The organism is Roseovarius pacificus (assembly GCF_900142665.1).
Lineage (GTDB): Bacteria > Pseudomonadota > Alphaproteobacteria > Rhodobacterales > Rhodobacteraceae > Roseovarius > Roseovarius pacificus.
In genome coordinates, this window is sequence record NZ_FRBR01000013.1 from 1 (window position 1) to 14,213 (window position 14,213).

12 protein-coding genes and 1 pseudogene are annotated in these 14,213 nt (G+C 59.8%); 6 read left to right on the forward strand and 7 right to left on the reverse strand.

Annotated features, from left to right (window positions below):
• Together BUB53_RS17300 and BUB53_RS17305 are read left to right on the forward strand one after the other, a co-directional pair.
• Window positions 1-99: pseudogene (locus BUB53_RS17300) on the forward strand (electron transfer flavoprotein subunit alpha/FixB family protein); the annotation flags it as partial.
• Between the two features lie 207 nt (window positions 100-306).
• Window positions 307-1,308, forward strand: a complete 1,002-nt coding sequence (locus BUB53_RS17305) for an ABC transporter substrate-binding protein (protein WP_073036405.1) — start codon at window positions 307-309, stop codon at window positions 1,306-1,308.
• Between the two features lie 217 nt (window positions 1,309-1,525).
• Here BUB53_RS17305 and BUB53_RS17310 read toward each other — a convergent pair whose 3' ends face one another.
• Complete coding sequence (locus BUB53_RS17310) at window positions 1,526-2,692, reverse strand: thiolase C-terminal domain-containing protein (protein ID WP_073036407.1); 1,167 nt, start codon at window positions 2,690-2,692, stop codon at window positions 1,526-1,528.
• A 267-nt stretch (window positions 2,693-2,959) separates the two neighbouring features.
• Between BUB53_RS17310 and BUB53_RS17315 the strand changes: the two genes are divergently transcribed.
• A complete protein-coding gene (locus tag BUB53_RS17315) occupies window positions 2,960-4,015 on the forward strand; it encodes an AbrB family transcriptional regulator (RefSeq protein ID WP_073036409.1) in 1,056 nt (351 codons plus the stop codon).
• Here BUB53_RS17315 and BUB53_RS17320 read toward each other — a convergent pair.
• The 5 genes from BUB53_RS17320 to BUB53_RS17340 all read right to left on the reverse strand — a co-directional run bounded on the left by BUB53_RS17320 (window position 4,012) and on the right by BUB53_RS17340 (window position 8,822).
• Window positions 4,012-5,445 carry a 3-hydroxyacyl-CoA dehydrogenase gene (locus BUB53_RS17320; RefSeq protein WP_073036571.1) on the reverse strand — a complete coding sequence of 478 codons (1,434 nt, stop codon included), beginning with the start codon at window positions 5,443-5,445 and terminating at the stop codon, window positions 4,012-4,014. The two genes, BUB53_RS17315 and BUB53_RS17320, sit on opposite strands and share 4 nt — an antisense overlap.
• 23 nt (window positions 5,446-5,468) lie before the next feature.
• Window positions 5,469-6,713 (reverse strand): CaiB/BaiF CoA transferase family protein, encoded by a 1,245-nt coding sequence (locus BUB53_RS17325; RefSeq protein ID WP_200797818.1) that lies wholly within the window; start codon window positions 6,711-6,713, stop codon window positions 5,469-5,471.
• Window positions 6,714-6,866: 153 nt separating this feature from the next.
• Window positions 6,867-7,778 carry a glutaminase gene (locus BUB53_RS17330; protein WP_073036412.1) on the reverse strand — a complete coding sequence of 304 codons (912 nt, stop codon included), beginning with the start codon at window positions 7,776-7,778 and terminating at the stop codon, window positions 6,867-6,869.
• A 49-nt stretch (window positions 7,779-7,827) separates the two neighbouring features.
• Entirely contained in the window at window positions 7,828-8,265 is a 438-nt protein-coding gene (gene rnk, locus BUB53_RS17335) for a nucleoside diphosphate kinase regulator (protein WP_073036414.1), read from the reverse strand.
• Between the two features lie 89 nt (window positions 8,266-8,354).
• Complete coding sequence (locus BUB53_RS17340; RefSeq protein WP_073036416.1) at window positions 8,355-8,822, reverse strand: hypothetical protein; 468 nt, start codon at window positions 8,820-8,822, stop codon at window positions 8,355-8,357.
• A gap of 378 nt (window positions 8,823-9,200) precedes the next feature.
• Between BUB53_RS17340 and ampH the strand changes: the two genes are divergently transcribed.
• Window positions 9,201-10,352 carry a D-alanyl-D-alanine-carboxypeptidase/endopeptidase AmpH gene (gene ampH / locus BUB53_RS17345; RefSeq protein ID WP_084729261.1) on the forward strand — a complete coding sequence of 384 codons (1,152 nt, stop codon included), beginning with the start codon at window positions 9,201-9,203 and terminating at the stop codon, window positions 10,350-10,352.
• A 60-nt stretch (window positions 10,353-10,412) separates the two neighbouring features.
• On the opposite strand, the gene BUB53_RS17350 is transcribed toward ampH, so the two are convergent.
• On the reverse strand, window positions 10,413-10,832 hold the full coding sequence (locus BUB53_RS17350; RefSeq protein WP_159437860.1) for a hypothetical protein: 420 nt from the start codon (window positions 10,830-10,832) through the stop codon (window positions 10,413-10,415).
• A gap of 184 nt (window positions 10,833-11,016) precedes the next feature.
• On the opposite strand from BUB53_RS17350, the gene BUB53_RS17355 reads away from it, so the two are divergent.
• Both BUB53_RS17355 and BUB53_RS17360 read left to right on the forward strand, forming a co-directional pair.
• Window positions 11,017-12,258 carry an ABC transporter substrate-binding protein gene (locus BUB53_RS17355; protein ID WP_073036420.1) on the forward strand — a complete coding sequence of 414 codons (1,242 nt, stop codon included), beginning with the start codon at window positions 11,017-11,019 and terminating at the stop codon, window positions 12,256-12,258.
• Window positions 12,255-14,210: an ATP-binding protein gene (locus BUB53_RS17360; protein ID WP_073036421.1), complete on the forward strand. Its 1,956-nt coding sequence runs from the start codon at window positions 12,255-12,257 to the stop codon at window positions 14,208-14,210. The genes BUB53_RS17355 and BUB53_RS17360 overlap by 4 nt, the downstream gene beginning before the upstream one ends.
• The last annotated feature ends 3 nt before the right edge of the window (window positions 14,211-14,213 follow it).

Consider the following 14,213-nt stretch of genomic DNA (forward strand, 5'->3'; position numbering starts at 1 on the left):
ATCAACAAGGACGAAGAGGCCCCCATCTTCCAGGTCGCCGATTACGGCCTCGTCGCAGACCTCTTCACTGCCGTCCCGGAACTCACAGAGAAACTGTGATGTCGAAACGGGCCGCGATCCATGATTGTTCGAGAGCGGTTCCGGTTGCGGAGACAACCGGAACCGGCAAGGGTTCTGAGCATCCGACACGAGCTTTTCGTGTCGGATGCTGAACTTGGCATATGAATTGCGCGGTCCTGAGTACGAGCCGGGGACCAACCAACCTCAGAATTGGTCGGCCCTGTCAATGCAACGGAGGAGGAAAACATGTTGCACAAGATTACCAAAATGATTGCGGTTGCAGGAGTCGCCCTGAGCGCATCCTTTGCCTCTGCACAGGAAACCGTGCGGATCGCACATTCCACGGAGAGCTTTGCTTTCCTTCCGCTGTTTGCGGCGGTGACCAGTGGCGCTTTTGAAGATGCGGGTGTCACGCCCGAGATCATCCGTGCTGGCTCCGGCTCCAAGACTGTTGCCGCGCTTGTCGGTCGCAGTGCGGATATTGCCGTTGGATCGACGGCAAGCGTGCTGTTTGCGCGCAAGGAAGGCCTCGATCTGCGTATGGTGTCCGGGCTGGTCACGCAATACAGTTCCAGTATCGTCTATTCCAAGGAATGGGCTGAAAGTAAGGGCGTCACTGCCGACAGCAGCTATGAAGACATGCTGACGGCCATGCGGGGTGCAAGGATCGCAACGTCCGGTCCCGGTGGTGGCGATCACATCATTCGCTACTTTGCCGGAGAGGCCGGTCTCGATCCGGATTCGGACCTGACCATTGTTTATCTGGGTAAGGATATCGGCGTTTACCAGGCGGCTATCGAAGAGGGTCGTATCGACGGTATTTCCCTGTCCGCGCCCACCCCACAGATCGCTGTCCGTGAACGGGACGCGGTTTTCGCCTTCAACACCGGGGCTGGTGAGGTCGAGGCGCTGGACGGCTTTCTTTACATCGTGGCTACGGCGCGTGGCGATTGGATCGACGACAACCCCGAGCTTGCGCAAAAGGTCATGCAGGGATTCGAAAACGGGCTGGAGCAGATTCGCAACCCGGAAACGACAAATGACACACGAGACAGTGTGTATGCGCAGTATTACTCGGACGTGGAGAAAGACCTTTTTGACGATATTTGGTCACAGTTCGCGGCAGGCACGCCGGAAAGCGCGACAATCACCCGCGACGCGATCATGCGGGTTGTCGAATTCACCAATGCCTTCGAAACTGACAATCCGATCGACCCGGCCGCTGTCGAGGGATCGTTTATTCAGTAATCGGTTATCCGGGCACTGGTGAAGGCTGAAAGGCCCGGCACCGGTAATGTAAAAAGGGCCGTCACATCGTGGCGGCCCTTTTTACATGATTGTGTCGAAGGCTTTGCCGGGTTGCCGAATGAGCGTTGGCAAGACGACGATAGCCAAATCAAAAGACCCCGGAGCAGAAGTCCGGGGCCTTGAACCGTAGCAGAAACGTCAATCCGGGCGCGTTATATCAGCGGGCTTCGGAGGTGAAGACCATCGAGATATGAGACGAAAGCAGGCCGCCCTCACCATGAACGAAGGCCGCATTGGCACCTGCCACCTGCCGACCGTCCGCCTCGCCCCGCAATTGACGAACCGCCTCGACGATACTCATCAGGCCGCCGACTGCACCGGCATGGGCATGGCTTAGCATCCCGCCATGTGTGTTGACGGGCAGCGTCCCGCCGACGGCGGCATGACCTTCCGCGAAAAAGGCGCCGCCTTCGCCGCGCGGCACCAGGCCGGTTTCCTCGATTTCGATGATCGGGACAATGCTGAAGCAATCGTAAAGCATCGCAAGGTCCATATCCGTCGGGCCGAGGCCCGCCATGTCGTAGGCGCGCCGGCTGGATTCCTCGGCGCCGAAGTCGCTGAGGCTGGGGGCCGAAGTCAGGTGTTCGTGGGTGTGACACTCACCGATCCCGGCCAGCCAGGCCGGTTTGCCGGGCAAATCGGCGGCCCGTTCCGGCGTCGTGACGATAAAGGCGCCGCCCGCGTCCGAGATCAGGCAGCAATCAAGCATGTGGAGCGGGTCCGAAATGGGTTTGGAGGACAGAACGTCATCGACCGTGATCGGCGTTTTCATATGCGCGTTCGGATGCAGCAGTGCATGGTTGCGGGTGTTCACGGCCACTGCGGCCATGTCTTCGCGCGTGGTGCCATATTTGTGCATGTAGGCCTGGGCAACGATGGCATAAAGCGACGGAATCCCGATGCCATAGGGGGCTTCGAAATAAGGGTGTCCAACGGCGGTCAGGGCGCCGACGGTCGCATCGCGGCTTTGGCCGGTGGCACGGTTTTCACCTGCACAGACAAGCACATAATTGGCCGCTCCCGTCGCAACCGCCTGTGCCGCGTGGTGCAGCATCGCCGCCGGCGATCCGCCGCCGACAGCGATCGAGGCGCAATAGGTCGGCCTGACCCCCAAGTACTCGGCCAAAACGGACCCCAGCATGAAATACGGTTCGGTAAAGGAATAGGCCGTCAACAGCCCGTCGATCTGGGAATGGTCAAGGCCCGCATCCGCAATGGCCCGTCTTGCGGCCTGCGCATTCAGACCCAGCCCGGACATATGCGGCATCTTTCCAATATCGCTTTCGCCGACCCCGACGACTACGGCGCGATTTCTCAGAGACATGGTTGTTCCTCCAGCTTGGATCGGATTCTTTCATGACGCATCCTTGCGGGTTACGCCGTTCGGGGTCTTACGGCGCAAACCACATGCCAAGTCCGTTAGCGGCGACTGGAAAAGTCATTGCCAGAATTGGTTTTGGCCTGAAACTTGCGGGTTGGTGAAGGCCTGTCAAATCATTGCGACGAACAGCGCCGGGGCGCGCGAGCCTGGCTGCGTGGGGCTGCACCATGCCCGATCACTAGGCCGGATTTTAGAAGGAGATGATACGGAATGATACGACGGATACGGTCCTTCACGCTGCTGTTTACACTCTACGCAATCGGTGCAGCAGCGGGATATCTGTTCGAGTCCATTGGTTTGCCCCTGCCCTGGATGATCGGCCCGATGGTCCTGACCGGTATCCTGACGCTGACCGGCCTGTCGAATGTGGTGGTACCCGTGGGGACGCGCCCCTATGGGCAAGCGACCGTGGCCAGCCAGGTGGCGCTGTTCTTCACCCCCGCGGCGTTCCACTCGCTGATCCTGAACGTTCCGCTTCTGGTTGGCATGGCTTTGTTGATCTGTTGCATCGCCGTGTTTGTTGCCCTGATCCTCTCACGTCTGGCGACGATCCCTTTGGCCAATGCGCTGATCGCTGTTCTGCCGACCAGCCCGGTCGAGGCCTCGGTGACCGCCGAACGGCACGGGTTCGATCCGGCCCCAATCATTCTTGCCCAGATCATCCGCATATCGACCGTCGTTATTGCGATTCCGATGACGTTGTATTTCCTTGAGGGCGTGCCGGACAGGGCGCAGGGTGTGTCACAAGGCGCATTCGATCCTGTGTCCATCGCGATTCTGGCGCTGGTGGCGTGGATCGGTGTCGTTCTGTTCAGGTTTCTCCGCATCGCCAATCCCTATTTCATGGGTCCGCTGGCCCTTGTTGCGGTTCTGAACGTGGTCGGGATGCCGTTGGAGCCTTTTCCGCCTGTCATTCTCATGATCGCACAGATCCTGCTGGGCACGTGGCTCGGGTCGACGTTCCGTCGCTCATTGTTCACTTCGGCGGGTCGCTATGTCACGTCTGCTGTGGCCTGCTCCATCCTTTTCGTCGCGACCTGTTCGGTCACGGGCGTGGCGATGTCGCATATGCTGGGTTTGCCGCTTGATCTCATGCTTCTTGCCATGGCGCCCGGTGGCGTGACTGAAATGGCGTTGACAGCCAAGGTGATGGGCGTGGATATCGCGATGATCACCGCGTTTCACCTGACGCGGCTTTTCATCATCGTGCCGAACATTTCTTGGTTCGTCGATGCGGTTGATCGTAGGGCGCGGAGCAGGGGCTAGACAGCGTTCGCGCTGCGCCGCAACAGGAACGAGGCCCTGTAGCGCGGATCGCCGGTGGCCTGTTTCAGATTGTCGAGCACACTCAGCACATGCGGCAATCCGGTCTCGCGGGCCCATGCCATCGGACCCTTGGGATAGTTCACGCCATAGCGCATCGCGGCATCTATTTCGGCTTCGGTGGCGACACCTTGCATCACCGCCTCGAAGGCTTCGTTTGCCAGCATGGCTACAGTCCGCATCGTGACAAGGCCCGGCCAGTCCGGCACTTTCGTGGCAACGATACCCTGTTGCTGCATCGTCGCTTCGAATGAACGTGCCGTCGCCTCGGGCAGATCGGGGGAACAGGCATAGGCGACCCGTTTCGCACTGCCGGAAGACGCCATGAGATCGAAAACCAGAACCGGGCGGCCAGAGTCCTGTGCCCGTGCACCTGCTGTGCGGCCATCGGTCAGCGCAATGATCGCGCCCTGTGTTTCGGTCTCGCCCAGAAGGTCCAGCGCTTCCATCTGCGGTGCATCCGTATCCGTCATATCGGTCGCGGGCGGCGCGGCAGGCCCCTGACCTTCGCCATACTCATAGAAGCCACGACCGCTCTTGCGTCCCAACCGCCCCGAATTGACCAGTTCGAGTTGCAGGATCGAGGGGCGAAAACGCGGTTCCTGAAAATAGGCGTTAAAGACGCTTACGCTGACGGCATAGTTCACATCGTTGCCGATCAGGTCCATCAGCGCGAAAGGCCCCATGCGAAAACCGCAGCCTTCGGTCAGCAGCGTATCCAGCGTTGCCACATCGGCCACCTGTTCCTCCAGAAGCCGGAGCGGCTCGGCGTAATAGGCCCGTGCGACGCGGTTGACGATGAAACCGGGCGTCGATTTCGTATGAACCGCGATCTTGCCCCAGGTTTCGGCGGTGGCAAAGGTGGTTTCGGCCACCTTGCGCGAGGTCGCGACACCGGACACGACCTCGACCAGTTTCATGACCGGGGCAGGGTTGAAGAAATGCATCCCCAGCATACGCTCGGGGTGCAACAGATCGCGGGCAATTGCCGTTACCGAAAGCGACGAGGTGTTCGTGGCAAGGATTGTTTCGGGGCCGACAATGGCTTCGAGATCGGCAAACAGGCCGCGCTTGATATCGAGATCCTCGATGATGGCCTCGATCACCAGTGCCGCCCCGGACAGACCGGCCAGTGCCTCGACCGGCGCGATACGCGACAGAAGCGCGTCGGTATCCTCGGCTGTCATCTTGCCCTTTGTCACCAGCCGTTCCAACGTCTGACCGATCTTTGCCTTGCCGTTCTGTGCAGCGCCTTCTCCGGCATCGAAAAGCAAAACCCGATGACCCGCCGATGCGGCGAGCTGGGCGATCCCGGCGCCCATGGTGCCTGCTCCGACGACAGCGATAGTGGCTGATGTATCCAATCCGGACATGTTCGAATTCCTCGACGTCTTGATCAATCGATCTCTGTTACGGCTGGTTTTTCCTGCCCGTGCAATTCACGTATGATGGCATCGGTATGCTCGCCAAGGCGGGGCGGAAGCGACCGCGCGACGCTGTAGGCGCCATCGACCTGAATGCCCAGGCCGATCTGCGGCTGAACCGCGCCGTTTTCGCCCTGAAGCGCATAGAACATGCCGCGTTCCTGTAAATCTGCGTCATTTGCAACTTCATCAACGCGGTTGATGGGGCCGGCGGGGATGCGTGCGCGGGCAAACCGCTCTAGCCAGGTTTCGCGCCGCTCGGCTTTCAGGAAGCTTTGGATATGGGCGACGATTTCGGACCGGTGGTCCCGGCGTGCAGCGTTGGAAGCGAATTCTTCCCGCTGCCCGAATTCCACATCGCCAACGGTTTCCCAGAAGCGGCGCCAGATGGCGTCGGACCCCAGTCCCAGTGTGATCGGCAGATCGGCTGTTTCGAACGCCTGATAGATCGCGATGACGCTATCGGTGCCGCCCGACCGTTCGGGAATTTCGCCAGAGCCAAGGTAGGACGAAATCCGGCAACTCAGGAATCGTGTCATGCTTTCGACCAGGCTGATGTCGATCAACCGCCCCTTGCCGGTGCGCATCCGGTCGCAAAGGACTGCCAGCGTTGCCATCGCGGCATCCTGTCCGGCCAGCATATCCGCCGCCGGGGCTCCGATCTTTTGTGGCGGAGCATCAGCCGTGCCGGTGATGTCCATGATACCGGAATACCCCTCGGCGATGAGGTCGTAACAGGTCATTCCCGACCGCGCACCGTTGAGACCGAAACCGGTGATCGACACAAAGACGATGTCATCGCGCATCGCCTTGACCGATTCATAATCGAGCCCAAGCTTGCGCTGCACGTCGAGCGGCTGGTTTGTGACGAAGACATCGGCGCTGGCCACCAGTTTTTCCAGGTCGTTTCGTCCGTTATTGGATTTCAGGTCCAGAACGACACTTTTCTTGTTACGGTTGACCGCCGTGAACCAAAGCGCCTGACCATCGAGGAACGGTGGCCCCCAATGGCGGGCATCATCCCCCGAGGAGCGCTCCACCTTGATGACTTCGGCGCCGAACTCGGCCAGCAACATGGTTGCATAGGGACCGGCGACAGATGTCGTCAGATCGACGACACGCACGCCGGACAGGAAACCGAAACCGGTTCCCGAAGTGACGCGTGGCAGGTCGTCAACCGGCAAGGCGCTGCGGTTGGTTTTCTGGACTTTGGTCAAAACAACTCTCCTGTACCTTGGCGATACTTGCCACGCAAAAGCCGTGCCAGATGTCTGCAAAAACAGCTTCGAATTGTTGTTTCGATCCGAGAAAGATGTCGCGTCCCTTGTCGGGCTCAACGGGTGCCGGCCGTCTTGCACCTCAGAAAGCGATCAGAAAACCGACCATTCCGTCGCGCGGCTCAGCATCACCGCGGCACGTGTCCCCGCTTTGGAATTGCCGTAGCCGTCCAATCCCGGGGACCAGATTCCGATGGATGCCTTGTGTGGGGCGACAATCAGAATTCCGCCCCCCACACCGCTTTTGCCGGGCAGGCCCACCCGGTAGGCAAATTCCCCGGAGGCGTCGTAATGACCGCAACTCATCATCAGGGCGTTCACCCGCTTTGCGTGTTCCTTGGATAATGTTCTTGGTGCGTCGGGCAACCGCGCCAACGCGCGCCCGGCTTTCGCAAGCTGTTCGGTCGTCATCTCGATTGCACATTGATGAAAATACGTTCCCAGAAGCTTTTCTGGCTCGTGCTCCAGATTTCCGTGAGATGACAGGTAATGGGCGAGGGCCTTGTTTCTTGCGCCGGTTCGTTCTTCGGACCGGGCGACGCGGTCATTGATGTAAATGTCATCCGACTCGGCCATGGCACGTATCAACCCCAGCGTTTCCGCCAACGCCTCTCGCGGTTCGCGACCGGAAAGAAGGGCGTCCGTGGTTACGATTGCACCAGCGTTGATGAACGGATTGCGCGGTCGTCCGGCGTCGGATTCGAGAATGCCGATGGAGTCGAAAGCCGTTCCCGTCGGTTCCCGCCCCACACGTGTCCAGAGCTGTTCGCCGATCCGTCCAAGCGTTGCGATCAATGCGAACACCTTTGAAATACTCTGGATCGAAAACGGGGTATTGGCCGAACCGGCGGAATGGGTGGACCCATCAGCCAGGCAAACGCTGATCGCGAACTGATCCGCCGGGATAGTGGCGAGTTCGGGAATGTACTGTGCCGGTATTCCCCAATCGGCCTCGTCCACGATACGATCGTGGATCGAGGCCAGGATTTCATCGAGTTCGACCAATTGTCTTATCCATCACGCATAAGCTGCCGGCCATCTGGGTTTCCTTTCGTCATTCTAAAGCGCCTTCGGTTCCGGGCAATATGACTTTCAGGACGGTCAGAAGCCGGCGTTCACCGTCGCGTGTCTCCCAATGAAAAGAGGCTCCTTCCGACAAGCCGATCAATGCTATTCCGATCGGTGTCATGACCGAGATCATGCCCCGCCCGATATCGGCCTCTTCGGGCAACACGGGAACCACGGTTTTTTCCTGCCCCGTGCTTTCGTCGCGGTAGATGACGGTTCTTCCCAACGCGATCACGTTCGATGGCAGTTTCCTGTCCGGAACGACGCGCGCCCGTCCCAGTTCGTCAACCAACAGATCGGCGAGATCCGGATTGCGGCTATAGGCGGCTTCGACAAGCGCTTCGAGATGTTCAAGCCCGCTTTCGGACAGGACGACGCGTGGCCGCCGTTTGGTAACTTTCCTGGGTGCGACAACTGGGGTCATGAAGGGTTCTCCATCAGGACAGCGCCGCATTTTGCGGACGCCATATTGGGTAAAGGGTATCGGTCGGATGAACCGGCTGTTTGCCGGATCTACGTATGCTCGGGCGTGTGCGGCGTTGCGACATTCAGAACAACCACTGTCCCGATGTCGCCGTCCTCGTTCAGAAGGGCGCTTTTCTGAAGGGGCTTCATGCCAAGCAATGTCGCGCCCAGAAGGGTATGAACCGGCAGTTCCCCGGCGCGACAGACCAGCCCGAGACTCAGCACGCCTTTGACGGCTCCTGCCCCGCTGATCATATAGGTGACTTCCCGCCCGCTGGTGACCAGCGACGCAGGTGCCGGGTCGGGTGCCGGACGGGAATTGCGCAGCTTATGCTGCAACAGCCCGATCAGGATCGGCGAGTACACCACGTGACTGTTTGCGGCGAAACGCAGAAAACGCTCGATCCCGATGCGGTCGGCAACGGTAAGAGAATATTCGGAACTTCGGCAATGCCCGAGAAACTGCGACGCGTTGGTGTCGGTTGCGTGGTATGTGAATTCTTTTGATACAGCCATGGTTTCCCCCGGGGTTTCCCCCACATTCTCAGTCAGTAACTTGAGAAATCCCCGAGTGGTCGCCGTACGCTAAAGCGCGCAGACCGCCCGGGGCAACGGGCGGTTCAGAAGAAGAAACCGAAAATGATTCTCATGTGAAACCATGGGGGAAAGCCTAGCATCGAAACTGTGCCAGTCAACGATCCGGGCCTAGTCATCAAATTGACCGAATTTGACTGTTTGAACAATCTCCTGATTTGCAGATACTTGGCGCGATTGTTCGAGAGTGCCCATGACGGGCCGTTTCATGGCGGATGGATTGACAATCTATTGGAATTACTGGTCACCATCGCCCGATAAAGCCGGGAAGCCGGTGGCATAATTTGCAAGGATAACGGAATGAATTTTGGAAATTTCACCAGCCGGACAAGGCAGATGGTGGCGGGATGCCTTGTATGTCTGTCATTCGCGGCCCCGGCGCGGGCCGATGCGCTTCTGGAGGAGGCGGTATCCTTCAACGGCGCCATCCTGCATTTGCAAACCGACGTGCCCGGGCTGATCCTTGGGGCGGTGCGCGGCGGCGAGGTTGCTGTTGCGGGCTTTGGTGAAACCGAACGCGGCAACGGCATCGCGCCGGATGGTGACACCGTTTTGCGCCTTGGCTCGATCACCAAGGTGTTCGCCGGGGAAATGTTGGCCCATGCCGTGGCGCGGGGCGAGGTCGGGTTTACCGATCCCGTCGCCCCGCTTCTGCCCGGCAGGCTGGGGCAGGTGGCGGGCGGGCATCCGGCCATCCGTTTGATCGACCTGGCGACCCATACCGGGGGATTGCCCCGCGAAGTGCCCCGCAAGGACAGCCCGCCCGAGGACCCGTTTGCCACGATCACCTATGATTCCTTTGCCGACTGGCTGGAAAACAACCCGTTGCAGTTCGCGCCCGGCACCAGCATCGCCTATTCCAATTTCGGCTTTGATCTTTTGTCGGCAGCGCTGTCGAATGCTGCCGGGGCGTCCTATGCCGATCTGTTGGCCGAAAGGATCACCGGGCGGGTTGGAATGGATGACACCGGGTTCGACGTGACCCCCGCCATGCAAGGCCGCCTGATGTCGGGCCATGCGCCGACTGGCGATCCGCTTCCCGATGTTCCCACCGGAGAGGTCATCACCGGGTCGGGCGGGCTGCGCAGTACGGCCAACGATCTGCTGAAATGGATGCAGTGGCATCTGGACAGCGGTCCCGAGGGCGCCGAAGTGCGTTTTCTCGATCATGCGGTTTATGTGCAGCGGGACGGGATGGAAACGGTGTTGTCGATGGATGAATCCGGCCGTATGGATGCGATGGGTCTGGGTTGGGTTGCGATGAACCCCACTGCCGAGCGCCCGTTCATCCTGCAAAAGGCCGGCGCCCTGCAAGGGCAGATGTCGTATATCACCTTCGCACCGGAACACGGCACCGCGGTTTTCGTCACGATCAACCAGTTCGATTTCGCCGCGGCCTATGCGATGACCGATCTTGCCAATGGATTGCTGGCGGACCTGAGCGGGTACTGAAAATGCTAAGCAACCCGGTTTTGGCATATCTGCTGACCAATCGGGTGGTTCACCGGACAGTCAATTCAATGTGCAATCGGTAACCGGAAACGTATATCCCAATGCCGGAAACACCCTTCGCGTTTCATATCCATCCTCCTGTGCCGCAAAGATGGCTGACGGCTCCCTGACGGCGATTGCAGCCGGTACACCGTTCTCTGCCCATGAGATCGAATAGAGTTTCACGAAAACAGAGGCACCGCCATTGTTGATCACCGCAAGATTGGCGCTCATGCATTCGCTTCTCGCGCGGCTCCTGACACATTGAACGGTTTCGGGGTTCCGGTGCGGCCAGTTGGACACAAAGATCAGGCGGTTGTCTTCGATGGTGACGGCTCCCCCGCCATTCACTTCGTCATACGGGACCGCACATTCCCAGGTTTCGGCGTGAACGGGCGCGGCCAGACAGGCAAGAAATGTCATTGGATAAAAGTGTTTCAAGATACGTCTCCTTGTCTTGTGCGGTCGCAAATTGCCCGACCCACAAATGCCAGCCCTTTGACGCTACAGGCTCATCGCGATGATAACCCGTCTGCCTTCCTGCGCAAAGCCGGGTGTTTCACCCGTGAGGGCGGGTGGGAATGTCAGTGCTTTTCAAAATGCGCTGGCCCGGTATCCTGCACCCATGCGGTATCTGGCGGTCATATTGATAAGCCTGTTGGCCTGCCTGTCCGGCACGGTCAGCGCGGCCGATCTTCGGATTCTGACATCCCTGCCGCCCAGTGTGTCCGAGCCCTATGTCGATCTTTTCATATCCCGGACAGAGAACGGCGCCGCGCAGGTGCTCAACAAGAACACCATTGCCGGGATCGACGAAATATTGCGCGGCAACGAACGCGGCTTCGATGTGTTCTGGGCGTCCTCGCCCGAGGCGTTTGAAATACTGTCGCGCAGCGATGCCTTTGCCGATGACGATATGTGCGGGCCGGACGGGCCGCCGCCGGTGGCCGCATTCGCGCTGTCCTCGGTCGGATGGGCGCGGCGTATGGACTCCGACCTGTTCATGCCTGCCGAATGGAATGACCTGACGCGCCCGCTATACCGCAATCGTCTGGCGATGGCGCGCCCCGCGCGGTCGGGGTCGACCCATATGCTGATCGAGCAGCTTTTGCAGGTCAGGGGCTGGCAGGACGGCTGGGCTTTCATCCTTGGCATGTCGGCCAACCTGTCCACACTTACGGCGCGCAGTTTCGGGGTTCCCGACGGGCTTGTGAACGACAGGTTCGATATCGGTTTGACGATCGACTTTCTGTCACAGGCCAACAGCGCCTTTTTGAGATTTCAGTATGGGCGGCCCCTTGTGGTCGCGCCCGCGCAGATCGGGATTTTGCGCAATGGCCGCGATCCGGACGCGGCCTGTGCCTTCCTGAGCGCCGTGCTGTCGCGGGAAGGGCAGCTGACCCTGCTGTCGCCCGGAATTTCACGCGTGCCCTATAACCCGGATATTCGCGCCGAGGTGAAAGACAGGCTGCCCACGGAAATCGTGGACGCGTTGAAACTGACATGGTTTGAGTACGATGCCGAAACTTCGGCGGATCGCTATTGGGCGGTGAATACCCTTTTCGATCTGATGATCACCGAACAACTGGATCGCCGCCGCACGCTCTGGCGTATGCACCATGACCTGAAACCATATGCACCGGCGGCGTCCCTTGATCGGGTTCACGAACTGCTGACCACCGTGGTCGTTACCGAAGACGAGGCCGCGCTGGCGACAGGGGCTGATGCGGGGCTGCGCAACACCTCGCTGATCCGGATGGACCCGCAGATGCGTTCGCTGGCAGAGGATTGGCGGGCGCGGGTCATTACGCAGCTTGAGGATGCGGAACGTGCGCTTTCGAACCTCCAGCAAAGGTATCTTCCATGAAGCGCCTGTTCGATCGGCTGCTGCCGAAGATCTGGACACGGCTTTTCCTGATGATCGTCACGGCGGTTCTGTTGACATGGGCGGTGATCGGGATCGCGCTGTATTGGCTGGGCAATGCCCAGGCTCTGGTGCACACGTTCAGCACCGAACATACGCCTCGTTTGATGCAAACCACAGATCTGGCCGCGCAGGCATCGGACCTGGCAGTGCTGAGCAATCGGATTCTCTATTCAAACGCCGACACGCCCAATACGTTTGAAAACGATCTGCGGGTCTCGGTGGATCAGTTGAACCAGATGCTACGCAACTTCTTCAGCACACCTGAGATGCAGGCGCAATCGCTGGACCTGCAAAGGCAACTGGCCGGGGTGATCCGGTCACTGGATCGCGCCCGCCGGTTCGAGACCACCTTGCGCGGGCAGGTCGACAGGCTGCGCTGGATCAATGTGGATATTCAGGACGAAATCACGCCGCTGGTCGCGGACTTTTCTTTCAACATCGCGGCATTGATCCGTGGCCTGACGCAGGAAAACGACCCTGCGGAACGCCGCAGGCAGGCCGAGGTCCTGATGGCCGAACAGGCGCTTTACCGCACATTCGTGGATATCGGCACCGAAGCTTCGATCGCAAGCACCCTGGCGGTGGAAGGTTCGGCCAGCATGCAGAACGAACAGCTCGAACAATTCGCCGGGCTTCTGTCGGATGCGCTGAGCCGCCTCAACGGACAGCTTCAGGAACTGCCGCTCAAGGCGGAATATATCACCTTGCGGCAGTCCATCGAAGCCTTGAACCAGATCACCGTTGGGCAGGGGAGTATCGTTTCGATCCGCCGTAACTGGCTGGAGGAGCGCAGGATTCTCAGTCAACAGCTTGAGGCCAGCCTTTCGGGCCTGTCCGCGCTTCAATCGCTTGTGCAGAATCTGTCTGCGGATCGCCGCGCCGAAATCCTCAGTACGAGCGAAGCGTTCGAAACCAGTGCGTCGCGCACGGTTCGTCTTTTGGTGGGGATGACGATATTCGCGGCATTGGCCGCGTTGATCATCCTTTTCGCGTATATCCGTCCCGCAATCATTCGCCCGCTGGATCACCTTACCGCCGCGATGCGCGCAATCGCCGAAGGGCGGCAGCCCCGTCTTGTCGATCTTCCGGCCCGCAACGATGAAATCTCACAGCTTGCCGGTGCGGTCGCGGCCTTTCGCGACTCGGTGCAAGAGCGCGACCGCGCGATCGAGCAGCTTCAGCAAACCCAGTCCGAGCTTGTTCAGACGGGCAAGATGGCCGCGCTTGGCAACCTGTCGGCGGGGTTGTCACATGAGCTGAACCAGCCGCTTGGGGCAATTCGGCAGCGTTTGCACATGACCGGGCGGGCGCTTGAGCGCGCCGATGTGGCGACGGCACAGGGCCAGACGGCAAAGATCGACGATCTGGTTGCTCGGATGGAGCGCATCATCAGCCACTTGCGGCGTTTTGCACGCGCCTCTGAATACAGGCGCGACACGGTCCGCCTCTCGCAGGTGATCGACGCGGCCTGCGAATTGCTGCGGTCACGGCTGGACGATCATGGTATCACGGTTGAAATCGACGATACCCTGAACGACATGGCCGCCACCGGCGATTTCATTCTGATCGAACAGGTTGTGGTCAATCTGGTCTCGAATGCGATTGACGCGATTGCGGTCACGTCAGGCCCACGCGGTATCGTCTTTCGGGCCGAGCCCGCAGCACCGGGCAACGTGGCCTTCTCGGTGCTGGATACCGGAGTGGGTCTGGGCGATCTGGAGCCCGAACGCGCCTTCGATCCGTTCGTGACAACCAAACCCCCCGGCGAAGGTCTGGGTCTGGGGTTGTCCATTTCCTATAACATCATCACCGGAATGGGCGGCGGCCTGCGCCTGGCGCACCGGGCACAGGGCGGCACGCGCGCCACGGTCATCTTGCCGAAAGGGACATGAGCC